This window comes from Acidipila sp. EB88, from assembly GCF_003858395.1.
In the GTDB taxonomy this organism is placed as follows: Bacteria; Acidobacteriota; Terriglobia; order Terriglobales; family Acidobacteriaceae; genus EB88.
Genome location: NZ_QWEV01000005.1, coordinates 500,501 through 525,180, shown reverse-complemented (window position 1 = coordinate 525,180; position 24,680 = coordinate 500,501). Strand labels below are relative to the sequence as shown.

The 24,680-nt window shown below is 61.8% G+C and carries 18 protein-coding genes, 2 pseudogenes and 1 riboswitch; of the genes and pseudogenes, 5 read left to right on the top strand and 15 right to left on the bottom strand.

What is annotated here, in order from left to right; translation table 11 throughout:
- Positions 1-110: 110 nt before the first annotated feature.
- The 4 genes from D1Y84_RS03070 to D1Y84_RS03055 form a co-directional block, all read right to left on the bottom strand.
- Entirely contained in the window at positions 111-2,321 is a 2,211-nt protein-coding gene (locus tag D1Y84_RS03070) for a xanthine dehydrogenase family protein molybdopterin-binding subunit (RefSeq protein WP_124847215.1), read from the bottom strand.
- Positions 2,318-3,310 (bottom strand): xanthine dehydrogenase family protein subunit M, encoded by a 993-nt coding sequence (locus D1Y84_RS03065; RefSeq protein ID WP_124847214.1) that lies wholly within the window; start codon positions 3,308-3,310, stop codon positions 2,318-2,320. Before D1Y84_RS03065 ends, D1Y84_RS03070 begins: the two co-directional genes overlap by 4 nt.
- Before the next feature lie 48 nt (positions 3,311-3,358).
- Complete coding sequence (locus tag D1Y84_RS03060; RefSeq protein WP_124847213.1) at positions 3,359-4,144, bottom strand: 2Fe-2S iron-sulfur cluster-binding protein; 786 nt, start codon at positions 4,142-4,144, stop codon at positions 3,359-3,361.
- 268 nt (positions 4,145-4,412) lie between these two features.
- Complete coding sequence (locus D1Y84_RS03055; RefSeq protein WP_158615285.1) at positions 4,413-6,128, bottom strand: peptide-N4-asparagine amidase; 1,716 nt, start codon at positions 6,126-6,128, stop codon at positions 4,413-4,415.
- A 295-nt stretch (positions 6,129-6,423) separates the two neighbouring features.
- Positions 6,424-6,543: riboswitch (SAM riboswitch) on the top strand.
- 147 nt (positions 6,544-6,690) lie between these two features.
- Here D1Y84_RS03055 and thrC point away from each other — a divergent pair.
- The 4 genes from thrC to D1Y84_RS03035 are packed head-to-tail and all read left to right on the top strand — an operon-like array spanning position 6,691 to position 9,292.
- A complete protein-coding gene (thrC, locus tag D1Y84_RS03050; RefSeq protein WP_124847211.1) occupies positions 6,691-7,953 on the top strand; it encodes a threonine synthase in 1,263 nt (420 codons plus the stop codon).
- Positions 7,954-8,499 carry a MoaD/ThiS family protein gene (locus tag D1Y84_RS03045; protein ID WP_124847210.1) on the top strand — a complete coding sequence of 182 codons (546 nt, stop codon included), beginning with the start codon at positions 7,954-7,956 and terminating at the stop codon, positions 8,497-8,499.
- Positions 8,500-8,528: 29 nt separating this feature from the next.
- On the top strand, positions 8,529-8,768 hold the full coding sequence (locus tag D1Y84_RS03040; protein WP_124847209.1) for a hypothetical protein: 240 nt from the start codon (positions 8,529-8,531) through the stop codon (positions 8,766-8,768).
- A gap of 29 nt (positions 8,769-8,797) precedes the next feature.
- Positions 8,798-9,292, top strand: a complete 495-nt coding sequence (locus D1Y84_RS03035) for a dUTP diphosphatase (protein ID WP_124847208.1) — start codon at positions 8,798-8,800, stop codon at positions 9,290-9,292.
- 89 nt (positions 9,293-9,381) lie between these two features.
- Here D1Y84_RS03035 and D1Y84_RS03030 read toward each other — a convergent pair whose 3' ends face one another.
- The 6 genes and pseudogenes from D1Y84_RS03030 to D1Y84_RS03015 all read right to left on the bottom strand — a co-directional run bounded on the left by D1Y84_RS03030 (position 9,382) and on the right by D1Y84_RS03015 (position 12,894).
- Positions 9,382-10,593, bottom strand: coding sequence for a DEAD/DEAH box helicase (locus D1Y84_RS03030; protein WP_124847207.1), 1,212 nt, complete (start codon positions 10,591-10,593; stop codon positions 9,382-9,384).
- Between the two features lie 397 nt (positions 10,594-10,990).
- Positions 10,991-11,311 (bottom strand): annotated as a pseudogene (locus D1Y84_RS18820) (fibronectin type III-like domain-contianing protein); the annotation flags it as partial.
- A gap of 12 nt (positions 11,312-11,323) precedes the next feature.
- Positions 11,324-11,662 (bottom strand): glycoside hydrolase family 3 C-terminal domain-containing protein, encoded by a 339-nt coding sequence (locus D1Y84_RS18610; protein ID WP_158615284.1) that lies wholly within the window; start codon positions 11,660-11,662, stop codon positions 11,324-11,326.
- Positions 11,554-11,886 (bottom strand): annotated as a pseudogene (locus D1Y84_RS18815) (hypothetical protein); the annotation flags it as partial. The pseudogene D1Y84_RS18815 and the gene D1Y84_RS18610, both read right to left, overlap by 109 nt.
- 12 nt (positions 11,887-11,898) lie before the next feature.
- The gene (locus D1Y84_RS17825; protein ID WP_158615283.1) at positions 11,899-12,039 is read right to left on the bottom strand and encodes a hypothetical protein; all 141 of its coding nucleotides are present in this window, start codon (positions 12,037-12,039) and stop codon (positions 11,899-11,901) included.
- Between the two features lie 597 nt (positions 12,040-12,636).
- Complete coding sequence (locus D1Y84_RS03015; protein WP_124847204.1) at positions 12,637-12,894, bottom strand: hypothetical protein; 258 nt, start codon at positions 12,892-12,894, stop codon at positions 12,637-12,639.
- Between the two features lie 271 nt (positions 12,895-13,165).
- Here D1Y84_RS03015 and D1Y84_RS03010 point away from each other — a divergent pair, with 271 nt between their 5' ends.
- Complete coding sequence (locus D1Y84_RS03010; RefSeq protein ID WP_124847203.1) at positions 13,166-14,986, top strand: mismatch repair protein; 1,821 nt, start codon at positions 13,166-13,168, stop codon at positions 14,984-14,986.
- A 123-nt stretch (positions 14,987-15,109) separates the two neighbouring features.
- Here D1Y84_RS03010 and D1Y84_RS03005 read toward each other — a convergent pair whose 3' ends face one another.
- The 5 genes from D1Y84_RS03005 to D1Y84_RS02985 all read right to left on the bottom strand — a co-directional run bounded on the left by D1Y84_RS03005 (position 15,110) and on the right by D1Y84_RS02985 (position 24,352).
- Positions 15,110-15,973: an oxidoreductase gene (locus D1Y84_RS03005; RefSeq protein WP_124847202.1), complete on the bottom strand. Its 864-nt coding sequence runs from the start codon at positions 15,971-15,973 to the stop codon at positions 15,110-15,112.
- Positions 15,974-16,069: 96 nt separating this feature from the next.
- On the bottom strand, positions 16,070-17,497 hold the full coding sequence (locus tag D1Y84_RS03000; RefSeq protein WP_124847201.1) for an APC family permease: 1,428 nt from the start codon (positions 17,495-17,497) through the stop codon (positions 16,070-16,072).
- Positions 17,498-17,567: 70 nt separating this feature from the next.
- Positions 17,568-18,491 carry a transglutaminase family protein gene (locus tag D1Y84_RS02995; RefSeq protein WP_124847200.1) on the bottom strand — a complete coding sequence of 308 codons (924 nt, stop codon included), beginning with the start codon at positions 18,489-18,491 and terminating at the stop codon, positions 17,568-17,570.
- A complete protein-coding gene (locus D1Y84_RS02990) occupies positions 18,492-21,047 on the bottom strand; it encodes a circularly permuted type 2 ATP-grasp protein (protein WP_124847199.1) in 2,556 nt (851 codons plus the stop codon).
- Positions 21,044-24,352 (bottom strand): transglutaminase family protein, encoded by a 3,309-nt coding sequence (locus D1Y84_RS02985; protein ID WP_124847198.1) that lies wholly within the window; start codon positions 24,350-24,352, stop codon positions 21,044-21,046. The genes D1Y84_RS02990 and D1Y84_RS02985 overlap by 4 nt, the downstream gene beginning before the upstream one ends.
- Positions 24,353-24,680: the final 328 nt, after the last annotated feature.

The following is a 24,680-nucleotide window of genomic DNA, read 5'->3' as shown; positions in this document are numbered from 1 at the left end:
TCAGAACGAGATGAGGGGCGCCGGTACATGCTGGCGTATTTCTCATCTCCGCGAAAGACAAGGCCTGCGCATCCGCGCAGGCCTTTTTTTGTACCGGGGATGACCAGGTGTCAGGCCATGAGTTTGTCCGGCGTAATTGGCAACTCCCGCACGCGCTTGCCCACCGCGTTGTAGATCGCATTCGCAATGGCTGCCGCGGCGCCCGTGATGCCGATCTCTCCTACCCCACGCGCACCGAGCGGCTCGAAGTTCTTATCCGGGATGTTCAAAGCCGCCACGTCGATGTCGCCCAGGTCAAGGTTGACCGGTACGTGGTACTCCGCCAGGTTGTTGTTTACGGGGCGGCCCGTGACCTTGTCGATGTGCGTCTCCTCTTCAAGCACCAAGCCGGTGGCCCATACCAGTCCGCCGATCAGCTGGCTCTTGGCCGTCCGCTCATTCAGCAGTGTGCCTACGTCATAAACCGCCGTGAGCCGCCGCACGCGCGCCGTGCCCAGCGTCTCGTCCACGCTCACCTCGGCGAACACCGCGCCCCATGAGTGTTGTGAGAACTCCTCGGTGGATTCACTCGGCTCGGCGGACCCCTTGGCTTCTACCGGCTGATTGTTGTTACGCTTCACCACTTCTGTAAACGCGATGCCACTCTCCGGCGCCGCTTTGCGGAAGAGCTTGCCACCTTTGAAGTCCAGCTCGTCGGGCTGCAGATTATGAAAAGGGGAAGCCTGGTTGCCGATCTCAAGGGTGACCAGCTTCAACACCGCCTGCTGCGCGGCTGCCTGTACGGCTGGTGTAACGGAGGCTGCCGTCTGCGAGCCGCCAGAGACCGGACCCTGCGGCATCTTGGTGTCACCCAGTTCCGCATCGACAAGGTCGATCGGCATGCCAAGTGTGGCTGCCGCGACCTGCGCCATGATGGTGTAGGTGCCGGTGCCGAGGTCCTGGGTGCCCGAGATCACAGTCACGCGACCGTTCGCTTCAAAGCGAACAGCAGCTTCCGCCTGCGAGCGGTTGGCCGGGTAAGTCGCGGTAGCCATGCCATGGCCAATCAGCAGGTGCCCTTCACGCTGCGAGCGCGGTGCCGACTGCCTCTTGCTCCATCCAAAGGTTGCAGCGCCCTGTTTGTAACACTCCCGCAGGTGTTTGCCGGAGAAAGGCTTGTGGCTGGTGGGGTCAGCCTCGGCGTAGTTCTTGAGCCGCAGCTCGATTGGATCCATCTTGACTTGTTCCGCCAGTTCATCCATCGCTACTTCCAGCGCGAATGTGCCGGTTGCCTCACCTGGCGCACGCTGAAACGTCGGCGTCCCCACGGCCAGCGGCACCAGCTTCTGCGAGGTCGTGATTACGGGCGCTTCGTAAAGCATGCGTGTGGCCGATGAGGAGGGTTCAACGAAGTCCTCGATCATGGACGTGTGCGAGTAGCAGTCATGCCGAATCGCCGTGAGTGTGCCGTCGTGCTTTGCCCCGAGCGTGATGTGTTGATGCGTCTGCGGACGACCGCCGACCGGCCCGAACATCTGCGAGCGCGCCAGTGAGATCTTGACCGGACGCTTTGCCACCTTTGCGGCCATCGCCGCCAGCACCACGTGTGACCACGTGGAACCCTTGGAGCCGAAACCGCCGCCGGTGAACGGGCACAGAACGCGCACATTGTCGTTCGGAATGCCCAGCGTCTTTGCCACCGACTGCTTGACGCCGAAGATGTACTGTGTCGAGTCATGCAGCGTGAGCATCTCACCATCCCAGGCTGCGATGGTCGCATGTGGCTCCATGGGATTGTGATTCTCCATCGGCGTTGTGTACACCTGGTCCACGCGTACCTCGGCACTCTCGAAACCCTCCGGCACATTGCCTTCGGAGAGCATCGGCGGCACCTTGTTTTTGCCCGGATGCGCCTCTGCGAAACCCGCTTCAAAGTCCAGCTTAGGAGCATCGACCTGGTAGCGCACGGTGATCAATGCAGCCGCGAGATACGCTTCCTCCAGTGACTCCGCTACAACCACGGCGATCGGCTGGTTGTTGTAGTGCACATCGGCTGTTTGCAGGAGTTGGAGCCTGCGACCGGCTGGTGGATTGACCCCAGCTTCGCCGTTCTTGGGCAGCCGCGGTGCGTTCGATGGGGTCAGGATCGTGACCACTCCCGGTGCGCTTTCGGCGGCGGTGGTATCGATCCGGGTGATCTTGCCATTGGCAATCGTGCTTGTGACAATGACGCCCTGCGCGACATTTGAAACCTTGAACTCAGCGGCGTACTTTGCCGCTCCTGTGACCTTGGCGCGGCCATCCAGGCGAATATACGGGGCACCGATGGTTGCGCTGCTCATGCCTGCTCTCCTGCTGCGATCGTCAAGGCGCGCACGATCGATTGTTTGGCCATGGGAACCTTGAAGGCGTTGTGTTCGTAAGTCTTCGCATTTACGAGCGCAAGCTCGGCCGCCGCACGATAGCTACCCTCGTTTGCGGGCTTGCCGATCAGTAACTTCTCCGCTGCTTCCGCACGCCAGGGTTTATGCGCGACACCGCCCATTGCGATGCGTACGCTGCGAATCGAACCATGCTCGACCTCGATCGCAGCGGCCACGGACACCAGCGCAAACGCGTACGAAGCACGGTCTCTTACCTTGAGGTAATGCGAGTGTTCCGCATACGGCGATTTGGGTAGGTCGATCGAGAGAATCAATTCGTCGGCCCGCAGCGAAGTCTCGATCTGGGGCGTATTGCCAGGGAGCCGGTGAAACTCGGAGAACGGAATTCTGCGCTCGCCTCGTGGTCCACGCACACGCACTACTGCGTCCAGGGCAGCAAGCGCCACGCACATGTCGGAGGGGTGTGTCGCAATGCACTCGGCACTCGTGCCAAGGATGCCGTGCACCCGGTTGTAGCCGTTGATAGCAGCACAGCCGCTGCCTGGCTTGCGCTTGTTGCACTGCTCGTACGCCGTGTCATAGAAGTAGTAACAACGGGTCCGCTGCAGAAGGTTGCCGCCATCTGTTGCCATGTTGCGCAACTGTGCCGAGGCTCCTGCAAGGATGGATTGCGCCAGCATGGGGTAGCGTGTGCGTACCAGCGGATGCGATGCGGTGTCGCTGTTGCGCGCGGTAGCTCCCAGGCGCAAGCCGCCATCCGGCAACTCGGTGATCTCCGCCAGCGGCAGACGATTGATGTCGATCAGTTCCGAAGGACGCTCGACGCCCTGCTTCATCAGGTCCACTAGATTGGTGCCGCCGCCGAGCAGCTTCGCGTTCTTGCCATGTGCGAGCGCATCGACCGCGGTATCGGCGGCGTCAGCGCGTTGGAATGAAAATGGGTACACGGGAGAATCTCCTTGCCTGCAACTCAACGCGAGAGCGAAGGCGGTTGTTCAGCTTTGCTGCGAGTGCTCGCGATAGGCCTGCTGTACGGCGGCGACGATGCCGGGATACGCACCGCACCGACAAAGGTTGCCGCTCATGCGTTCCTTGATCTCTTCGACGGAAAGCTCCACCGGGCCTGGGTGTTGCAGGTTCTCGGTCACGTAGCTTGGCTCGCCCTTCTTGACCTCGTCGAGCAGCGCCACTGCGGAGCAGATCTGCCCTGGCGTGCAGTAACCGCACTGGTAGCCATCGTTCTCAAGGAATGCGGTCTGCACCGGGTGCAGCGCGTCGCCCTTTGCCAGTCCTTCAACCGTGGTGATGGAGTCCCCATCATGAACAAGCGCCAGGGAAAGGCAGCTGTTGATGCGGCGCCCACCGGCAATCACGGTGCACGCGCCACACTGCCCGTGGTCGCAGCCCTTCTTGGTGCCGGTAAGCTCAAGCTGCTCGCGCAGAAGGTCGAGCAGGCTGATACGCGGATCCACCTGCAACTCCTTGTGCTCGCCGTTGATCGTGAGGCTGAGCGGCAGTTTGCGCACCGGCTCCACGGCGCGGCGCTGTTCCTGCGCGTGCGCCGCGCTACCGGGAACAGTAGTGGCTGCCAGGCCGCCCGCGAGCAGTGCGGTGCCCTGCAGGAAGCCGCGACGTGAGATCGCCTCGGTGCCAATCGCGTTGTTGCTGGCCGGCGTCCATGGCTCCTGCGTGGCTGCAACCTCGTTGTCCTGCCTGTCGCAGGGGGCGCCGTTCTTTTTGCCCTTGGATCCCTGCCTGGCGATCTCGAAATCGTCGCTCATTTTTAATCGCTCTCCTGAATAGGTGGCGCTCTCATAGGCTGTTGTATGGGTAAGCAGAGCGTTCTGCAGCCCCGAACGTCGGCACTTACGCACGCGGCCCTGGATTGCTGCCATGTGGATAGATGCCGCGACTCGCAACAATGCGAGCGCAGCAGTAAGGCTGGCAATGCCGTGGCGAAAAGCACTCAGGCGAATCGATATGGAACAGCGAGTTGCATGTAAAAGGGCCCGGCAAGGATGCCGGGCCCTCGAGTGAAGACAAGCTTCACTACTGCTTGTTGGTGCCTCCGCAGCTTGCGCCATCCACAAACGACGTCAGCGCGAGGTTGGTCGCGGCAAGCGTACGGCTGTAGCAGTGGCCAAGTGTGTCGGTCGACTGGTAGCTGGCGTTGCTGTTGATCGAGCGCGTGACCAGCGCTCCCGCCGGGTTGAGCGTGTACTGGTCCGTCGACCCCACGACCTCCTGCGAGCCGCTGCTCAGTACCGGCACGCCGTTCAGCAGCTGCTGCAGGTACTCGAAGTCCTGCTGGTACGCGTACACATACAGGCCGCCGGAGCCGTCCGCATTCTCATAGGAGTTGTAGTTGAAGGTGAACGGGTAGACGCTGGTCTGTTGCTTCTCAGCCGTGACACCGCCGCTCACCGTATCAGTCACCGCGTAAGCAGTAGATACCTGCGCAATGTTCTGGGTGTAGACCAGGTTGTTGAAAGTGATCTGCTGATAATTGCCGAAGTGCACCTGCTCGTTGATGGTGGTCTTCACCAGTCCATGCGAGGTGTTGAGGTAGCCGCCTAGCTGGAAGTTGCGGACAGAGCTGACCAGCGTGGTTGCATGCGTGGTTCCGCTTGCATCCACCGGGGCGTCTGCCTGGACGCCGGGCGTGGGCGCGGCATCGAGCGTGTTGGTCGTCACGGCGCCGGTCACCTGCGCTCCACCATGGTCCAGGTACAGCAGCAGGGTTCCGGTCACGTCGAAGTAGGAGTCAGCATTGAACACGCCGATGGCCACGGTATGCTGCTGCCCATTCGAAAGAAGCCCGGCGAAGGGCGTCAGGTCCACCAGGTACGGCTTGAAGTTGAGGGTCTGCACTCCGGTGATCGGCTCCCACAGCGAAGGGTCAATGCCGCCGGTGTAGATCCATGGGTAGACAGGGGCAATGCCTGCGGGCTGGCCATCCACGTAGACCTCGGTCTCGCGGAAGCCGGTATTGCCGCAGTTCTCAAGCTGCGTGGCCACGCTGCTCGGGGAGCAGGTGTACCAGAACTCGTCGCCGGACTGGCTCTGCGAAATGAGCTCGAGATAGGCGCCTTCGACGTTCTTTGGCAGGGTTGGGAACGTGCCGGTCAGCCGGTCCGCCGTGGTGTTCAGCGAGGTGGACGCGTTGGTCGAGGAGAGCGGCAGTACCGAGTCCGGCTCGGCCGGGGCCGGATCATTTGGCCCGGCGGGATAGAACTGCAGCACGGCCGTGCCGGTGATGATGCCCGTGTAGTCGACGCCGCCCGAGGTACCCACGAAGTTGAAGAGGTTGGCTTGGCCCGTCTGCGTGCTGGTAAGCAGGGCGCTCAGATTGGTGACGTCGCGCTCCACGTGCCACGAGGGGCTCAGCGCGGTTCGCGGTTCGGCCGTCGTGCCGAAGTAGATGTTGGCGCCGCCCAGGAAGAACTCGGCGGTGCGGTCATACTGCCGGCCGGCCGAGACATTGAAGTCGGCGGAAAAAACTACCTTGCTCCAAGGGCCCTTGCAGTTGGCCGGGGGCGTGTAGCTGTACGGCTTGCTGCTGAAGTCGGTGAACTGCTGGTTGGTCAGCAGTGACACGGTGCAGGGGGTGGTGGAGGGACGCTTGACCGGTGGCTCGGCCGTGACCGGGTTGGAGGAGCCGATAACCGGGGTGGGCGGCACGGGCGTCTGCGCAAACAGGCACGACGACAGCAAGGCGGTAGCGACGCAGAGCAGCGACGTGCGACGAGCGGGGAAGATGTGCAAGGGGCCTCCGAAGTTGGAACAGGTGGATGGCTGCCAGCATACCCATAAAACTCCCACTTTAGGTGTAGAAAATAGCCAGCGAAGGGCGGCGCTCAAATCCACAGCACGGGCGGCCTTGCCCGGGATAGCGGGTGCGAGCAGACTGGGCGGGCGCTGCTGGATCACAGAAGCAACGGCGCATCACCCATCGCGGCAGCCTTGCTGCATCGCGTTTCCGCGTAAATTGTTGCATCCATTCAGGCCTACGTGGTATCACATAACTCAGTTCAAGTTTGCTCCTCAGGAGCGAGCCTGGATTTCATGAAGAGTGGTTGAGGGACGGGCCCTGTGACGCCACGACAACCGGCCGGTGCAATTCCGGACAACGGTGTCAACTCTCTCCTAAAAGCCTTCGGGCTGGCGGGGAACATGAGATTCGGGGTGTTGAACGCCGCAGGCAGCACCGCCGCGTTCGCCATCTCGCTAATTTCCTAAGTGTGGTATCTGTTCGCCGGCAAAAACCGGGGAAGAGTTGTCGTCAGTCGTGCCCGTACCATCGGCTGCTCTCATTGCGAGGGCAAGGATGGCATTAGCTTACGAACTACGTTGTCGCGAATGCGGCAAGCGGTACGAGAACGCGCCGCTTTCGATCTGTGACGAGTGTTTTTCCCCGCTCGAAGTGTTCGTCGATCTGGATCTGGCGAAGGGGACTGTGACGCGCGACTCCATCGCGCAGGGTCCCACCTCGATGTGGCGCTACCAGTCGCTGCTCCCAGTTCCGGAAGACTACGTGCCGACCACGCCCTCCGGGTGGACTCCCCTGGTCAAAGCACCCAATCTCGGTGCGCGCATTGGCGCTAGCAATCTCTATATCAAGAATGATGCCGTGTGCATGCCGACCCTGTCCTTCAAGGACCGCGTGGTCGCGGTCGCCCTTGCCAATGCGCAGGCGTTCGGCTTCGACACTGTCGGTTGCTCCTCTACGGGCAACCTGGCGAATGCGGTCGCCGCGCACGCCGCCCGCCTCGGCCTCAAGACCTATATCCTCGTTCCCTCTGACCTGGAAGCTGCCAAGATCCTCAACACCGAGGTCTATGGCGCGAACCTCGTCCGGATCGATGGCAACTACGACCACGTGAACCGGCTGTGCTCGCAGATCGCGGATCGCTTTCACTGGGGCTTCGTCAACGTCAACCTGCGTCCGTACTACGCCGAGGGCTCCAAGACGGTCGGCTACGAGATCGCGGAACAGCTTGGCTGGCGCCTGCCCGACAACATCGTCTGTCCGATGGCCGGCGGATCCCTTATCACCAAGATCAAGAAGGCGTTCCGCGAACTGGTCGAACTCGGCCTGGTTGAGGATAAGCCGGTCCGGTTCTTCGGAGCACAGGCAACAGGCTGCTCGCCGATCTCGGTCGCGGTCAAAACAGGCGCGGACCATATCGACCCGCAGCGGCCAAACACAATTGCGCGCTCACTCGCAATCGGCAACCCGGCTGACGGCGTGTACGCAGTACGCGTGATCCGCCAGAGCGGAGGATGGGCCGAGGATGTTTCGGATGTGGAAATTGTTTCGGGTATCCGGGAGCTTGCCGAGACCGAGGGGATCTTCACAGAAACAGCAGGCGGGGTAACCACCGCCATCACGGCCCGCCTATACGCGCATGGCCGCATTCATCCGGACGAGGTAACTGTCTCCTGCATTACCGGCAACGGACTCAAGACTACCGATGCACTGGCTGGATGTTTCCCAGCGAAAGAAGCAGTGCGTCCCCGCCTCGTCGACTTCGAAGAGTATATCGATCGTAATCAGTTCGCTTCAGAATTAGTAACAGGGAGAAAGTAAATGGCTATTCGAGTTTTGTTACCAAATGCGTTTCAGAAGCACACCAACGGCGAACGCGAGCTGGCTTCCTCCGCAGCGCATTTGCCGCAGCTCATTGAAGATATCGAGACGAGCTTCCCCGCGTTGAAGAGCCACATCCGCGGCGAAGATGGACAGGTCCGTCGTTTCATCAACTTCTATGTAAACGAGGAAGATATACGCTTCCTAGGCAATGACAGCTACACCTTCAAGGATGGCGATGAGGTGCTGGTGATTCCGTCCATCGCCGGGGCCTGGATCGCGCGGAGTGCTGCTGTTCCTACTGCGGATGTGAAGAATGTCGATGTGGATAAAGAGGTAATGCCAAAAAGGAACCGGCGCCGAGGCGCCGGTTTTCTTTTGTGGCAATTTCTTGATCATAGTGAGTTACAAATTGCCGAGAACGGTGTTACAACAACGGTAACGCTTCGCGCATTCATTGGAATCGGTACCGCAGGTCTGCTGATGTCATCTGTCACCACGGCGATGGATGCGAAACTGTGTACGATGCAGCCACATGTAGCGTAGGGGCGAATATCGATGAAGGTTCTAATCCAATGACCCGTGAAGAGATGATTGCCGCCATTGAGGGTGAGATTACTCGCCTGGAGCAGGTACGCGAACTGCTGCGGAACTCCACCAGCGACAGGTTTACTGCTGCCGAGGGTGCAGCGCCAGGGGCCAAAAAACCACGCGTTCTGAGTGCGGACGCTCGGCGCCGCATCGCCCAGGCACAAAAGCGCCGTTGGGCCAAGCAGCGCAAAGAGACTGCGCAGGCAGCGGCCGAAGCTCGCTGAAGCACGCCTTCTGCTGTTAACGTTTTCTCATGATTAAAGTGAAGCTGCTGCACCCTGAAGCCCAGGTTCCTTCGGTGAACTACTCCGGACAGGACCTGGGTTTTGATCTTTATGCGATCGAGGACGTCCGCCTCGAGCCGGGCATTCCTGTAAAGGTGCGCACCGGCATCGCTGTAGAGGGACCAAGCGGCATGGGATTTGTGCTGGGTGACCGGTCCAGCATGGCAGCCAAGGGAATCACCTACGCCGGGGGCCGGATCGACGCCGGTTACCGCGGAGAAATCCTGGTCTGCCTGATCAATGTGAACCAGCCGCAATACACCTTGTCCCTGGAGCGGGGATCCGCAGGCCAGATCGAGGATGCGCGGTTGGTTCGGTCCGACGTGTCGGTCATGCTTCATGCCGGCGACAAGATCGTCCAGATGTCGCCGTTCCAGGCCATGACACACTTCGAACTGGTCGTGGTGGAAGAGCTGGGACAGACCTCGCGAGCCGCGCAGGGGTTCGGCTCAAGCGGCAGATAAGCAGGCGAGCAGCAAAAAGGGTGCCCTCAATGAGGGCACCCTTTTGTTCGCTGCAGCCTGTGACTAGAATGCAGCAGGTACGGATGGAACTAGTTCGCGACCAGAACCGGCTGCACCGCGATGTTCTCGGGGAGGTGCGTCACACCGGCTCCGCCGTTCGGACGGACCCGGAAACGCTTGATCTTGATGTTGAGCTGACGCTCGATCTTGCGCAGATCGCCGCGCTCGTTCGGCGTGGTGAAGGTGGAAGCGATACCTTTCGATGCCGCACGGCCTGTACGGCCGACACGGTGAACGAAGTCTTCTGCTTCCTTGGGCATGTCGTAGTTCACAACATGCGCCACGTGCGCCACGTCGATACCGCGCGCTGCGACATCGGTCGCGACGAGCACGCGCTGCCGGCCCTGGGAGAAGGAGCGGAGTGCCGCGTTTCGCTGTGCCTGGGTACGGTCGCCATGGATGCGTGCTGCCTCGATGCCGGCACGCTCCAGTCGCATCGCGATCCGGTCTGCACCGTGCTTGGTACGCACGAACACGATGAAGGAACCAGTCTCCGAGCGAAGCAGGTGCTGCAGCAGCTCGAGCTTGGAGTCGGCATCCACTTCAAACGCCTGCAGTTCGACATTCTCAGAGGGCTTGAGCACTGAACCGATCTCGATACGAACCGGGTTCTTGAGGTAGTCGCGAACGACTTCCTTGATCTGGTTGTCGAGAGTTGCGGAGTAGCACAGGGTCTGGCGATCCTGGGGGAGACAATCGGCGATGCGGCGAATCGCGGGCTTGAAGCCCATGTCCAGCATGCGGTCGACTTCGTCCAGAACCAGGATGCGGATGCCTTCAAGCTTCACCAGACGGCGGCCGATGTAGTCTTCCAGGCGGCCGGGGGTCGCCACGATCAGGCGGGCTCCACGACGGAGCGCCTCGATCTGAGGACCTTCCGCAACGCCGCCCACAACCAGCGCAACGCTGATGCCGGTGGTGAGCTGGCGGAACGCCTTCTCGACCTGCATCGCGAGCTCGCGGGTCGGCAGCAGGATCAGGGCGGCTGCACCACGGGTGGCCTTTACTTCTTCGAGCTTTTCGATGATCGGCAGCAGGAAGGACAGCGTCTTGCCGGTACCCGTCTGTGCGGTGGCGAGAATGTCCTTACCCTCCAAGGCCGGAGGAATAGCGCCCGCCTGAACAGGCGTAGGGGTAATAAAATTGCAGGCAGTAATGCGCTTCTTCAGTGTTTCAGAGATAGCAAAATCAACAAACTGTGTGACCGCTGCGGTCACGGGGGGTGTCATGGAATCAGTCATGAAAAGGTAGTTTCCTTTGAGAAACTGCGCTCATCGCTCGAGCCCGCGGGTGCACACGCACTTCCTGCGTGGCGGCTGGCGTCGTCCGATGTTTGCTGCAAGTTTTCGCACGCGCTTAATAGCGGAGGGCGAGAACAAAATAGATGTGCGTAGGGAAGTACCCAGGATCGGGATGAGCTGGAGTTGAATCCTGCTCGCTCTGCCACACGCAGCCACAAGCTAAGCGACACGTTGTCGCTGCTTCGACCACACCTCTTGAACCTGTGCAAGGTGCTGCAAGACCAAGGGGGGTACGCTTTAGGGCTTGGTGGAAGACATGTCCAGAATGTCTGGCTTTTCGGGCGAGAACCACTGACAACCAATCACTTGAGCGCAAGCTAAGAGTAGCACAGATCGATCACAGAACAATTGTTTTGCCTGCCTTTCCTGTGCAGATGGGCGTGTAGTCTCGTTCTGGACGCTCTCGCTGTGCCGAACATAACCGACTCATCCATGGAGTCACGGCGATCATTCGGCGCTCTCGCATGTCTGCCGAGGAAGTCCCGACCCGCAGCTCAACCTGCTCCGCCTCGATCTTCATGGCCTGTGAGGCTTCGCCCCCGGTACGCCAGCAGGCATCAGGGATCCGCATCATGACGGTGCGTGTCTCGCCGGCGTTCAGGTGAACCCGCGAGAACTCCTCAAGTTCCTCCACTGTGCGCAACACCTTGGATCCAGGACGGCCCGCGTACTACTGGACGACCTCATCGCCAGCCATCGTGGCTGTATTGGTCACCTCTACAGAAGCCTTGCTTGCCGCGGTCAGCGTGGATGTGTTCTCGCGAGGTGTGCGTGGGCGAAAGCTGGGGTAGCTCAGGCCAAATCTAAACGGGCACAAAGGAGCGGTGTTCACATAAAGGTAGGTGCGGCCACTGCGGATGCCGTAGTCCATCGCGGCGGCAGATCGCTCATGCTCGCGACCTAAGTTCTGCGGCTGGCGGCCCGTAGGGTTGTAGTCACCCAACAGAACGTCGGCAAGGCCGTTGCCCTGCTCCTCGCTGTTGTGTGTGATCTCGAGGATCGCCAGCACATGCTCCTGCGACCGGGTCGTAGTGTTCGAAAGGTGGCCTGCAGCACGACGACCGTGCGGGGGTTGACCGCATACACGCCCCTGGCGAGGTCCTCCTGCCCAAGCGTCATGGAAAGCCGGTCGATCGCCTCCTTGCCGTCGTCGATCACCGGGCACTGGAACCAGCCTGCATGGCAGGTAGGGTGGTTGCCGATAATCACGATGGCCACGTCTGCGTCCCGCGCGGCCGCGGCCGCTTACTGCGGTACCTCGCCCATGTAAGGCTGCACCGTCGCCCTGCGCCGAGCCGCTTCGTGATGCCGACCAGCGTCGCCACCGTACAGGGTGGCGACGCTGTACCAGTCCAGTGCGACGGCTTCTGACAGCAAGCCAAGCACTGCGACTTTCTTGACCTTGGTCGCGCCGAGCGGCCGCAGGTGCTGCTCGTTTCTGCAACGGCACGATGGACTCGTCCCTCACCTTACGTGCAAGCGCCTTGTGTTCGGGCCAGTTCCACGGGTGCTTTGACCAAGGGCTGCGGCGTCGAGCGCGAGAGATACTACGAAGGGCAAAAACAGGAACGAAGAGGCATGGAGGGATCCAGCGGAGCTGTGATGGCGTGTAAACACGAGCCGCCACAATCTGAGGCGTAGATTGTTCGACCCCGACGAGGGGAGCGGCGCCGCGCGACCCGCGCCCTTGCTCCAGCCGCAGCGCCCTTGTCTGAAGCGATGTCGAGGTCGATGACCGTGCACCTCGGCACGCCAGGCAGTTGCTCGAGTCGGAGGTCATGATAGCCGCGTGCTTCGATGAAAGCGTCGGGCTATCTTGCCCATCGTTGCGTAAAGACAGCAACGCGGCCACGCCGTTCCCACTCCACACATACAAAGAGGCCCCTTCGCGAGGGACCTCTTTGCACACAAGCGCGAACTTTGATTGCGACGCTGCGTCTGGCGGGTTGAAAGCAGGCACACAACGCGTGCGCAGGCGAAAGCTTACTTTGCCGCCTTCTTCAGCTTCTTGTGTGCAGCCCATCGTGCTTTTTGCGCCGCTGCGATACGAGCGCGGCCTTCTGGACTCATCAGGCGCTTCTGCGGGTTTACCTCCGCGGCCGGACTCTTTTCTTTCTTCTTGCCTGTCTCTTTCACTATGGTCTTCGACCGTACAGGGTCCACCTCTGAAAGGATGGTGCGTACTTGCTGCAGTCGTTCAATTTCCTGGTCTAGCAATTCAACAATGCTCGCTATCTTCATACATCTCCTCGTTCCTAAGACTACATCGCATGCTCTGCATTTTCCCACTTAGTCGCTTGCTCACACGCCTCATTGCTGCAGTCACAACCTGATAGTCACCTGGAGTGGCAAAGCGAGACAGTCATCAGTGTTTTAACCTGCAGAAACACGGCCGCAGCGTAGACGAAACGCGTCGGTCTCCCCGTCAGATGCATGCCTTCTCCTGATATTTGTCACCGGGGCGTGTCATAGCAGACAGGTCGAGCATTTTGCGTTCAGCCATAATGAAGCCATGTCGAAGGCTCCAGTACTGACCCATCCAGCGGCGGAGTATGCGCGCCGTGCAGGGCTGTTCCAGCGGACAGAGGACGATCTTTCGCGGCGCCACCGATCGCTGGGCTATGTGCGCCTGCTGCTTGTGCTGGTCGTGCTGGCGCTCCTATGGCATCTATGGGGCACGGGTTGGAGTCGTGCTTGGCTGTGGCTGCTTGTGCCGCTCGCGTCGTTCGTAGCGGTGGCCATGTACCACGAGCGCGTGCTGCGTGCTTCCCGCAGGGCTCGTCGTGCGGTCGAGTTCTACAACGACGGACTTGCCCGTATTGAAGACCGCTGGATCGGCAGGCACGAGCGCTCGACCCATGCGGACCTCACAGGCCCCAGCCTGTATGCCGCGGATCTCGACCTGGTGGGACGAGGAAGCCTCTTCGAGCTTCTCTGCACGGCGCAGACCAGCATGGGCGAACGCGTTCTATTGCAGTGGCTGCTTGCACCCGCCTCAACCCCGGAGGTGCTGCGCCGGCAGGCAGCCGTGGCTGAGCTCAGAGACCACCTCGACCTGCGGGAAGCCCTGGTGCTTGCCAATGAGCAGGGAAGCATTGCGCCTGCTGCCGAGCCATTGCTGCAGTGGGCTGAAGGGCCCGACACGTTGCCGCAGCAGTGGCCTCGCATCATGGCACTGGCACTGGCCGCGGTCGCGCTTGCCGCAATCGTACTCTGGTATACGCGCGGGCCGATCCTGCCGCTTGTCGGTGTGCTCGCAGTGGAATGGCTCTTTGCTCGATCTCTCAACCGACGCCTGCGCGCCAACCTTGCTGGGGTAGAGGCTGCTGGAAACTACCTGCAACTGTATGCGAAGCTGTTACGCCTTGTGGAAGCCGAGACATTGGACGCCCCGCTGTTGCGCACCTTGCAGCAGAAGCTTGGGCGGCAAAGCGCGAGCGCGTCGCAGGCGATCGCACGCCTCGCAACGCTGGTGCAATTGCAGGACTCGCTCGATAACCTCTTCATGCGGCTGCTCAACCTGCCCTTGCTCTACTCTGTGCAACTGGCCTATGCGGTACAGCGATGGCGCAGCCTGCACGGCGCGCACGTACGCGACTGGCTCAACGCACTCAGCGAGATGGAAGCACTGCTCTCGCTCGCGACATACAGCTATGAGCATCCCGACGATCCCTTTCCCACAATTGAGGAAGGCAAGCCCAGCTTCGCGGTGGAGGAGATGGGCCACCCACTCATCCCCGCGAACAAGTGCGTTCGCAACAGCGTGGCTCTTGGCAGCAACGAAGCCGACACACGCGTCCTGCTGATCAGCGGTTCCAACATGTCTGGCAAGAGCACGCTGATGCGCACGGCCGGCGTAAACCTGGTGCTCGCCCTGTGTGGTGCACCGGTGCGTTGCCGCAGCATGCGACTTACCCCGCTGCGCCTGGCAGCGAGCCTGCTGGTGAATGACTCCTTGCAGGCGGGGCACTCTCGCTTTTATGCGGAGGTGGAGCGTCTGCAACGCATCTGCGCCATGGCCGAAAACGCAACGGGCCCGCGTGTGCTGTTCCTGCTGGATGAGCTGTTGCAGGGAACCAATTCAAAAGACAGGTTGACCGGTGCGCAGGGCATCACGCGTGCACTGCACGCAGCCGGCGCGATCGGCATGATCACCACGCATGATCTTGCTCTTTCAGAGATGGCGGATGCGAAGCAGCTTGGCCTGCGGAATGTCCACTTTGAAGATCAGATTGTGGACGGACGGATGCAGTTCGACTTCGAACTGCGAGACGGTATCGTGACGCGCAGCAACGGGATTGAACTCATGCGCCTGATCGGGTTGAAGGTCTGAGAGCAAGAGGCGAGCGCACACGCCGACACCGGGACGCACAACGTCCCAGCCTGCATGGTTCAGCATGCAGGCCGGGCTGTTGCGCGTCCAAGGTCTGGCTTTTGACCAAGTGCGCCTGCTGATTTACTTAGCGGCGTCCTGGAACTCCGGGTAGTCCGCGCCCAGGGTCGTCTCGCGCCAGTCTTCAATAACAGACCGCAGTTGCTCCAGCTTCTTCATGCCCATGTCGAAGGCCGGCTTACCGAGCAGCAGGTGCAAAGGCGGATCCTCGGATTGTGCTGCATCGATGATGGCCTGCGCTCCGCGTACTGGATCTCCCGCCTGCTTTCCGCTACGCTCCCGGCTTTGCCGCCGGCGTTCGCCTGCGGTGGCGTCGTAATCCGCAATGGTCGTCTTGGATTCCAGCAGCGACCTGCCTGCCCAGTCTGTGCGGAACGGTCCCGGTTCCACGATCATGACCTGGATGCCCAGCGGCGCAAGTTCGAGCGCGAGCGACTCCGAGATACCTTCCACCGCGTACTTGGTGGCGTGGTAGTAGCCGGTCGCTGCAAAGCTCACGAGGCCGCCGATGGACGAGATGTTTACGATGCGGCCGCTGCGGCGTGCGCGCATACCGGGCAGCACCGCGTTGGTCATGGCGACCAGTCCAAAGAAGTTCGTTTCGAACATGGCCCGGACCTGGTCGTCTTCGCCTTCCTCCACCGCTGCGAGATAGCCGTACCCTGCGTTGTTGACCAGCACATCGATGCGTCCGAACCGCTCTTCAGCCTGCTGCACGGCAGCCGCTACCTGCGCCTTGCTCGTGACATCGAGCGCCAATGCGAGCGCGGTGTCGGGATAGTCGGCCACCACATCCTGCAGCTGCTCCGGCTTGCGTGCCGTCACCACCGCGCGGCCTCCCTGCGCGAGTACGAGCTTCGCCAGTTCCTTGCCAAACCCTGTGGAGCAGCCCGTGATCAGCCAGACGCGGGAATCCTGTTGTGGCATTGCAATCTCCTTGTATGTGGTTGGATGTTGCTGCCGCTCCGTGCGCATGCCGATCATCTGCGAATCCAGTGTTTGTTTAGCCTGAATGAAGACCCGCTACTCAATTGGGAGTGTCGCAGGCTCTGTCTCCGAGAGCTGCGCGTGTGCCATGCGGGTACGTACCTGGTAAAAGCAGATGCCAGCCAGGTTGCTGCCAACCACCACGCCAATGATCTTGCCCGCGTACAGCCTCGCATTCACAACGTCGACAAACGGGTAAGCAGAGATGAGAAGGCTGAAGAGCGTCGCCACGAAGCCGACCAGGGAGCTCCAGCGCAGCCACCCTGGAAGAGCAGTGCGCAGCGCGCGACTACCAAGGAATGGCACCGCGAACATGAATAGGTACGCTACCTCGTAATGGGTCAGGCTCGCATTCGACAACAGCTGAAACGCCTCCTGCGCATGCACGCCGATGCTTGCCATCAGCACCAGCAGGCAGACCAGCGCGGACGTAAAAAGGATCGAGTTCGATGGCGTTTTCCAGCGCGGGTGCATGCGTGTAAACCACCGGGGAACCAGGCTGTCCCAGCCCGCGACCATCGGCAGGCGCGTGACGCCCGTGAACAGAAAGCTGGCCGCGCCCAGCAGGCGGATCTGCAGCAGCAGGATTGCCGCGGCAGCGAAAACACTGCCCGCACCAGTGCTTCCAAGCGCCAGGCGCAGCGTCTGCGGAATAGGTGCAATGTAGTCGATGGAACCGCGCGTGAACGCCTCGATGGAGCCCGTACCCAGGATGAACATGGCACAGATCACCGGCGAGCTGATCCACACGGATTGCCCGATCGTGCGCGCAGGGTTGCTGCTTTCTCCCGCCAGGATCGCGATGTACTCGAGCCCGCAAAGCGCTCCAAACAGCATCTGCCCAAAAAGCGCCAGCGAGTGAAGAGAAAGCGGCGGCAGCGCCATTGTGAGCGGACTCCAGCGCACGGGCTCGTGGTGCACATGCGCCCATAGCGGCAGCAGAATCAACGTGGCAAATACAACAAGAATGGCGAAGCCGCCCGCATTGTGGAGCCACTTACTGACTTCCAGTCCGCGCAGCGCCATCCCCGTAACGACAAGAATGGTGCAGCCTACAACGGCAAGCGAAGCACCGTGATTCTCCGGCAGCCACGCCGCTTTCGGACCGATCAGGTAAGCCAGCTCCGTGGGGATCGCGTACAGAATCGTCGCTGTGACGGCGATGCCGTAGACCCACAGGTTCCAGGCGGTGAGGAAACCAGCAAGCTCTCCAAAGGCAATGCGGCTCCAGGCATATAGGCCGCCTTCAAGCGGCATGTTGCGGTTCAGCGCAATCACCGAGCCGGCCAGCGGCGCATAGAACAGGATCATCGCTGCCGCCCACATCAGCAGCTCCGCTCGACCCAGACCGGCGGCTATCCCCACCCATGAGCTGCCGACCACGCACAGGATCTGCGTCAGCACCAGGTCGCGCAGCCTGAGCTGGCGCTTCAGCGAGTGTTCAGGAGAGGAACTCGTCTGCATACTTGCATGCCATGCTCGCACACAAAGGAGCTTCTGGCGCGGTATGCCGCTTGCTTTATAGAAGCCGCTGCTACTGCTTGACCGGCTCCTCGATGCTGTGGCCAGCGAACTCGCTTGTTGCTTCGACTGGCTCCATGTCCACGGCCACCTGCAGAGTATGGCCGCCGCCGCCCAGGATCAGCCCGCGAAGAGGACTGACGTCGCTGTAGTCGCGACCCCAGGCAAGCGTCACATGGCCATCCGTCGGAGCCACGTTGTTCGTAGGGTCCACATCCAGCCAGCCAAGCTCACGGCTGTATGCCGACACCCACGCATGCGACGCGTCAGCACCGATCAGGCGCGGCCTGCCCGGCGGAGGATATGTCCGCAGGTAGCCGCTCACATACCTTGCTGCGATGTTGAGAGAGCGCAGGCACGCAATCTGCACATGCGCAAAGTCCTGGCACACGCCGCGACGCTTGTTGAAGACCTCTTCCATGGTGGTGCTGACGGTGGTCACCTTGGAGTCGAAGCGAAAGTCCGCATGAATGCGCGCCGTGAGATCGAGCAGCGCTTCCCGCATGGGCCGTTCGGGCAAAAATGAGGCACGTGCATAGTCGGCGAAGTCGGCCCGCAGGCGAATCCGCGGCGACTCGAACTGGTACTGGTATGCCTCGAGCGCATCCGTGGATCGATCCTCCGCAAGCGATCGTGCCGAGTCCTCCCAGGGCATGGAGTCTCGCTGGCTGCGGGGTTTTCGGCCGGTGCTTTCTATCTGGCTCTTGGCCTCCACCACAAGCTCTTCGTGCGACTCCTGCACCGTGAAAAAAGATAGGGTATTGCCGAAGTAATCCACCCGCTCGCTGAATACCCTGGGAGTCGGGCTGATGTGCAGCTCACTATGCAGCAGGTGATTGCCCGGAAAGGAACGCGGTCTCAGGCACGCCACATGGTCCCCGACGGAGACAGGGTATTTGTACAGATACGTGGTTCGATGGCTGATCTTATAAAGCATTCACAGGTCGCTGCCAATGGTCACAGGTTGAGTGCGTGCATGGCTGAAGTATCTGCTCGAAAGGTGATTCGACCAGGAGAGCAGAAGATTCTCCAGGGTCCCAAGGTAACGGTGCAGCCCTGTGAGGGCATGGGAGGCTCGCGTTCTCGTGGGGCGCTTCGCTGCGCCACCTCCCTCGGCCACCCCACTCGTAGCGGGTGCTGCCATCTTGGGATAGATCAGCGCCTGCAGGTCCATGCCACGCAGGGTCGCAAGCGCTTCGCGCATCGACTCGAGCTCCACCTCTTCGCGCCGCGGAAGCTTCTCGTACAGCTCCACAAGGTGTTCCAGTTGAAAATCCAGCGACCTGGGATTCGTTTCATCCGCCAGCAGCACGTCCAGCACCGGCATGGGCTGCAAGGTCGTGTAGTACCGCGAGCGATACGTCATGGAGCTGTCGGCGACCTCGAGCAGCCTTTCCAGGAATGACCAGTCTTCCGCCGCCAGCGGGGTTGTGATCTCCCGAAGTTGACGTGTGATGTAGATCGCGCGCTCCAACCGGCGGCCAATGCTCATGAACAACCATCCGGCGCCGCGATTGATATTCTCTCGCTCCAGTCCGGAGAAAGCGGAAAGCAGCGCGAGACATGCTGTAAGAGCGCCCTGGTAGTCCAGCAGTTGCATGGTTGCTTCAGGCTGCATGGCACTTCGTAGTTGTCCTATCAGCAGCATCATGTCGGCTGATAGCCGTTCCCGGATCGAACCGCCGATCCTGGCCACCTCGGCGAGCGTGCTCGGCAGGCTGTCCGGACGCTCGGGATCGCTCAGCATCGAGAGCAACTCGTTCTCGAGCGCGACAAAGGTCAGAGGCCTGCGGTTGCGCTTGGGCAGCTTGCTGTGGCGCGATCGCAGGCAGCCATGCAGACGCAGCAGGCTGGGCAGGTCTGCTTCCTGCGCACTGCGCACATGCGGCACCATGGACCGCAGGATGCGGGCGATATTTTCACTGCGCTCGACGTAGCGGCCAAGCCAGAATGCATTGTCAGCAACGCGGCTCGGCACCCCGCGCGGAATGCGGCGCAGCAGTACCGGTTCGTCCCGCGAGCGCAGCATGCTGAAGGTGTCCACCCGGCCCGGGTCATCCGCCAGCACCCAGGCATCCTTGCTGTGACCACCGCGCTGCATTGAAACCACAGAGCCACTTGCCTCGGCCACGCGCACCAGGCCACCCGGTATTACCGCCCAGCCATTGCCGGTGTTGAGCGCATAGGTGCGCAGCACCACGCTGCGCGAGTTCAGCACGCCGCTTTCCCATACCGGCGCCGTGGACAGAGCGACCTGCTCCTGCGCCACATAGCGGTGCGGTTGTGCCTGCAGGCGCGCGATAAAGGCCTTGCGTTCGGCGTCCGGCAGTTGCGACCCAAAAACAGGCTCCATGCCAAGTGTCGGGAACGCAGGCTTCACGACCACGCGCTCCAGGTTCGCCAGCACCCACTCTCTGGCACTCTCCTGTCCGCACCACCAGGTGGCGACGGACGGAAGCTTGAGCTCTTCGCCCAACAGGTGCCGGGCCAGCCCAGGCAGAAACGGCATGATGGCCGCAGTCTCGATCAGGCCGCTGCCGAGTGCGTTGGCTACCTGCACATTGCCGGCGGCGATAGCGTCCACCAGCCCGGACACGCCCAGCAGCGAGTCCCCGCGCAGCTCCAGTGGATCGCAGAAGTTGTCATCCACCCTGCGCAGGATGACGTCAACCCGTTCGAGCCCGTCCACTGTCTTGAGAAACACGCAGCGGTCCCGCACCGTAAGGTCGGCGCCCTCCACCAAGGCAAAGCCGAGGTACTTCGCAAGATAGGAGTGCTCAAAGTAGGTTTCATTGTGCGGCCCCGGGGTCAGCAGCACGACCCGGGGATTCTCGCGCTTGCTCAGGCTGGTGAGCGCATCGCGCTGCGCCCGAAAGAACGGGGCCAGCCGCATCACGTTGGACGTGCGAAAAAGCTCCGGCAGAAGGTCCGAGACAATCGTGCGATTCTCAAGCGCGTACCCGCTGCCCGAAGGCGCCTGGGTGCGATCCGCCAACACCCACCATTTGCCGTCGGGCGATCTCGCCAGATCCACGGCCAGCATGTGCAGGTAGCTGTGCTCGGGCACCTTTACCCCTACGAGCGGACGCAGAAAGGCGGTGTTGCCGTACAGCAGCGCCGCCGGAAAACGTCCCTCGCGCACCAGGTCCTGCGGGCCGTAGAGGTCCTGCAAAAGGCGGCTGAGCAGCGTCGCCCGCTGAATTACCCCGGACTCGATGAATCGCCACTCCGCCGCCGGAATGAGCATCGGCACGATATCGATACGCCATGGACGGTTCGCACCGAGCGGGTCGCCGTAGATGTTGTAGGTAATGCCGTTCTCGCGGATGCGGCGTTCCGCGCGGGTCCAGCGTCGCCCCAGCTCGTCGGCTCCGACCGAGCGCAGCCAGTCAATGGTGTGCGCCCAATGCGGACGGGGGCTGGCACCATCTTCCGACCATTCTTCGTAGCTAGCGCCGTAGCGAAGGGAAGACTGGTAAAGATCACCAATCATGCGTCGGAGCCTGCTTTCGCGTTGCCTGCTGCCTGACCTCCCGGCGCGGGCCAGCGCAGGTCAAGCGTCATGGGGAAGCTCGGGTTCTTCTCAACGGGCGGTATGCGCACCGGGTCGCGCAAAGGCTTGAACGAAGGAGCGTCGATAACGAAACGCTCGAGCCGGCGTGCCCGGGCTTCATCCGCGTCCGCGGGCCGATCCGCATGCATGCGGCCATCCGGCGGACCAGCGTAGTACGTGCAGCGGCCCATGCGCTGATGGGTCCGCGTGTCGATCAATTCGAAGGTGAGTGGGGTGTGCACTGGGATAGTAGGATGCAAAGCTGCGGAGAGCTTCCGGGCCCGGTAGCGGATCCCGGCGATGGCTTCCCCCGGAACGTCTGTGGGAGTCATGGGTACGTACCGACCGTTGCAGGCCACCACGTAGTGCGAAGGGTCCGCGAAGCCCGAAAGCTTCACCTGCATCCGCTCAAGAGACGAGTCCACGCTACGGCCGGTACCGCCCGCGGTGGTCTCTTCAGCCAGCACGTTCCAGGGCTCCAGCGCCTGGCGCAGTTCCAGCACCACGCGGTCATTCCCGTTGACTGTCTGGATCGAGCCGATCTTCGGGAAGCGAAACTCCAGGTGGGGCTCAAACCAGTCGTCCTGCACCGGGATGCCAGCAAGGCGCACGTGTTCCAGCACCTCCAGCAGGTCGCGCTCCACAAAGTGCGGCAGCATAAAGCGGTCGTGCAGTGCGGTTCCCCAGCGCAGCAGTCTGCCGTCGAACGGCTCTTTCCAGAAGATGCAGACCAGTGCACGCACCAGCAGCATCTCCACCAGACCCATGCGGAAGTGCGGAGCCATCTCGAACGCACGCAGCTCCAGCAGTCCCAGCCGAAGGCCCGCGCCCACCGGCGGGTACAGCTTGTCGATGCAGAACTCGGCACGGTGCGTGTTGCCGGTCACATCGACCAGCAGGTTACGGAACAGGCCGTCGAGGATTTCGGGCTTGCCGATGCTTTCCGCAAGCTGGCTGAACGACACTTCGAGCTCATACAGTGCATCGGGACGTGCCTCATCTACCCTCGGGTACTGGCTCGTGGGCCCTACGTACATGCCTGAGAACAGGTACGACAGGGCAGGGTGGTTCTGCCAAAAACCAACCATGCTGCGCAGCAGGTCCGGGCGCCGAAGGATCGGGCTGTCCAGCACGGTCGCGCCGCCCAGCGCGATGTGGCAGCCTCCGCCGGTCGCCAGGTGGGTGCCGTCATAGGCGAACTTGGCAGCGAGCAGGCGCGTTGCCAGCGCTTCCTCAAACAGCAGGGCGTTCAGCGTTTCCAGTTCATCCCAGTCACTGGTAGGTGGCAGGTTGACCTCGAGCACTCCAGGATCAGGCGTGAGGCTGAAAGCGCGCAGACGCGGGTCGTTTGGAGCCGTGTAGCCCTCGATCCAGATGGCTCGCCCGAGGTACTGGCAAGTGTCTTCGATCGCGGCCACCAGGTCGAGATAGTCCGCCGCGACCGACACGTACGGGAGAAACACGTGCAGCCGCCCGTCGCGGGCTTCCACGCAAAGCGACGGTCGGATCAGCTCGGTTGCTGTCTCCGCAGTATCGGAAAGTGGCGGGAGTGGATCGGGCACAGGATCGGTCGTGAACAGCTGCGGCTGGCGCAAGGGCCTCGCTGGCAGCTTGATGCGGTCCGAAAACGGCTCCGCGTCGTGCTCGTGCTGCAGTTCATCGGGCGCTACCCAGGGCATCGCGGCTACGGGGATACGGTAGCCAATCGGGGAAGTGCCACCCGAGAGCAGAAGCCGGTCCGGACGGTCGAACCATAGCTGGCTCGACCAGAATAGGTTCCCGTCAGCCTGACGCCGGCGCAGCGGCAACACATATCCCGCGGGCTCGCTCGCATCGTCATCCATATCGTCGCCAAGGGTGTTGTAGCCAGCGAGGACATTGTCAGGGGTTACGCCCAGCCGGTGACACAGCGCATCCAGGAACTCCAGCGCTTCTTTCGGCCCGAAGCCGTGTTCTTCATCTTCCCGCGCAAACCACGCCGGGTTCTCCCACACTGGCGTTCCGTCGAGACGGGACACGCAGTGGAACGCCCACCGGGGTAGCGCTTCTCCGGGATACCACTTGCCCTGCCCGAAATGCAGCAGGCCCCCCGGCGCCGTGCGCGCGCGCAGGCGGCGGATCAATTCCAGCCCGCGGGTGCGCTTGATCGCGCCCAGTGCTTCCACGTGCCATTGCGGGCTTTCCGGCTCATCAATGCCTACAAAGGTCGGCTCGCCACCCATGGTCAGCCGTACGTCCTGTTCCACGAGCCTGCGGTCCACCGCGTGCGCAACCTCGCGGATCGCGCTCCACTCCGGATCGCTGAAGGGCTGTGCGAGCGTGCGTGACTCTTGTGCTGTCTCGGGAACTGTCTGCGGCTCTTCCGTTTCCACCACAGTGCCTGGCGCTTCCTCAAGCCGCCGTACCGACATCACGAAATCAAAGGTGGTGCCCGCCGGTTCGACCGTGCCACCGATGGGTGCAGCCTGCGCAGCGGTGGGTGTGCAGACCAGGGGAATGTGGCCTTCAGCGGTGAAGAGGCCCGAGGTCGGATCCATGCCGATCCAACCGGCACCCGGCAGAAATACCTCCGCCCAGGCATGCAGATCCGCCGAGTCCTGCAGGGGACCGCCCGTGGAAGCGAGCTGGATCAAGTAGCCCGAGACGAAGCGCGCGGCAAAACCCAGCTGCCGGCAGAGCTGCACCAGGAGCCAGGACGAGTCCCGGCAGGAGCCGCTGCCCAGCGAAAGAGTCTCCTCGGCGCTCTGCACCCCATGCTCGAGGCGCACGGTGTAACGCACCGCCTGGCGCACGCGTTGGTTCAAGTCCACCAGAAAGGAAACCGTGCTTTGCGGCGTGCTTGGCAGCAGCCGCAGAAAGGCGCTGACCTCGGGGCTGGTGGTCGTCACGCGCGAGAAAGGCTCGAGGTCCCGCGCAAGCTCCGCCGAGTAGCGGAAAGGGAAGTTCTCGTAGCCCGGCTCCAGGAAGAAATCGAACGGGTTTACGGGGGTGAGATCTGCCACGAGGTCCACATCCACGCAGAACTCTGTCGTCTTCTCAGGGAAGATCAGGCGCGCCAGGTAGTTGGCATGTGGGTCGAGCTGCCACCGCAGGATGTGTCCGGAGGGGTGCACCGTGAGCGAGTAATTCAGAATCGGCGTTCGGCAATGGGGAGTGGGGCGCAGTTGAACCACCTGTGGACCAAGCGAAACAGCCTTGTCATAGCGGTACTGCGTTCGATGGTGCAGAGCTACCTGTGTACCCATTCCACCTCATACGTGTGAGCGATCGAGCTCTTCACCGACAGTCACGCCTATACCCGGAGCGGCGGCTGCTCAAGGTTTCGTACGCCGGCTTCGTTGAAGCGATTGTATGCATGGGATGCCAAACGACGAATGCGAAATCGAGCAGGGCGAGCCTGCGTGGCCGCGTGCAGTCGTGAAGTATAAACCCCGGGGGAAAGGCGCCGGGCGGCAACAGCAACGGACCGACTCATGGATAAGGAGCCTTGCTCCAACAGTAGCGGTGACAAAGCATTCCTGTTAGGGCAGGCTCAACGGTGCACCCGCGATTCGCAGGTGTGCCTGGCGCGAA

What these genes read in the sequence shown, in the direction of transcription:
- D1Y84_RS03035 (WP_124847208.1), top strand. Translation starts at nt 8,798, where the DNA reads ATGATTAAAGTGAAGCTGCTGCACCCTGAAGCCCAGGTTCCTTCGGTG.
- D1Y84_RS03010 (WP_124847203.1), top strand. Translation starts at nt 13,166, where the DNA reads ATGTCGAAGGCTCCAGTACTGACCCATCCAGCGGCGGAGTATGCGCGC.
- D1Y84_RS03030 (WP_124847207.1), bottom strand. Translation starts at nt 10,593, where the DNA reads ATGACTGATTCCATGACACCCCCCGTGACCGCAGCGGTCACACAGTTT.
- D1Y84_RS02995 (WP_124847200.1), bottom strand. Translation starts at nt 18,491, where the DNA reads ATGCTTTATAAGATCAGCCATCGAACCACGTATCTGTACAAATACCCT.
- D1Y84_RS03000 (WP_124847201.1), bottom strand. Translation starts at nt 17,497, where the DNA reads ATGCAGACGAGTTCCTCTCCTGAACACTCGCTGAAGCGCCAGCTCAGG.
- D1Y84_RS03045 (WP_124847210.1), top strand. Translation starts at nt 7,954, where the DNA reads ATGGCTATTCGAGTTTTGTTACCAAATGCGTTTCAGAAGCACACCAAC.
- D1Y84_RS03015 (WP_124847204.1), bottom strand. Translation starts at nt 12,894, where the DNA reads ATGAAGATAGCGAGCATTGTTGAATTGCTAGACCAGGAAATTGAACGA.
- D1Y84_RS03070 (WP_124847215.1), bottom strand. Translation starts at nt 2,321, where the DNA reads ATGAGCAGCGCAACCATCGGTGCCCCGTATATTCGCCTGGATGGCCGC.
- thrC (WP_124847211.1), top strand. Translation starts at nt 6,691, where the DNA reads ATGGCATTAGCTTACGAACTACGTTGTCGCGAATGCGGCAAGCGGTAC.
- D1Y84_RS03060 (WP_124847213.1), bottom strand. Translation starts at nt 4,144, where the DNA reads ATGAGCGACGATTTCGAGATCGCCAGGCAGGGATCCAAGGGCAAAAAG.
- D1Y84_RS03040 (WP_124847209.1), top strand. Translation starts at nt 8,529, where the DNA reads ATGACCCGTGAAGAGATGATTGCCGCCATTGAGGGTGAGATTACTCGC.
- D1Y84_RS03005 (WP_124847202.1), bottom strand. Translation starts at nt 15,973, where the DNA reads ATGCCACAACAGGATTCCCGCGTCTGGCTGATCACGGGCTGCTCCACA.
- D1Y84_RS02985 (WP_124847198.1), bottom strand. Translation starts at nt 24,352, where the DNA reads ATGGGTACACAGGTAGCTCTGCACCATCGAACGCAGTACCGCTATGAC.
- D1Y84_RS02990 (WP_124847199.1), bottom strand. Translation starts at nt 21,047, where the DNA reads ATGATTGGTGATCTTTACCAGTCTTCCCTTCGCTACGGCGCTAGCTAC.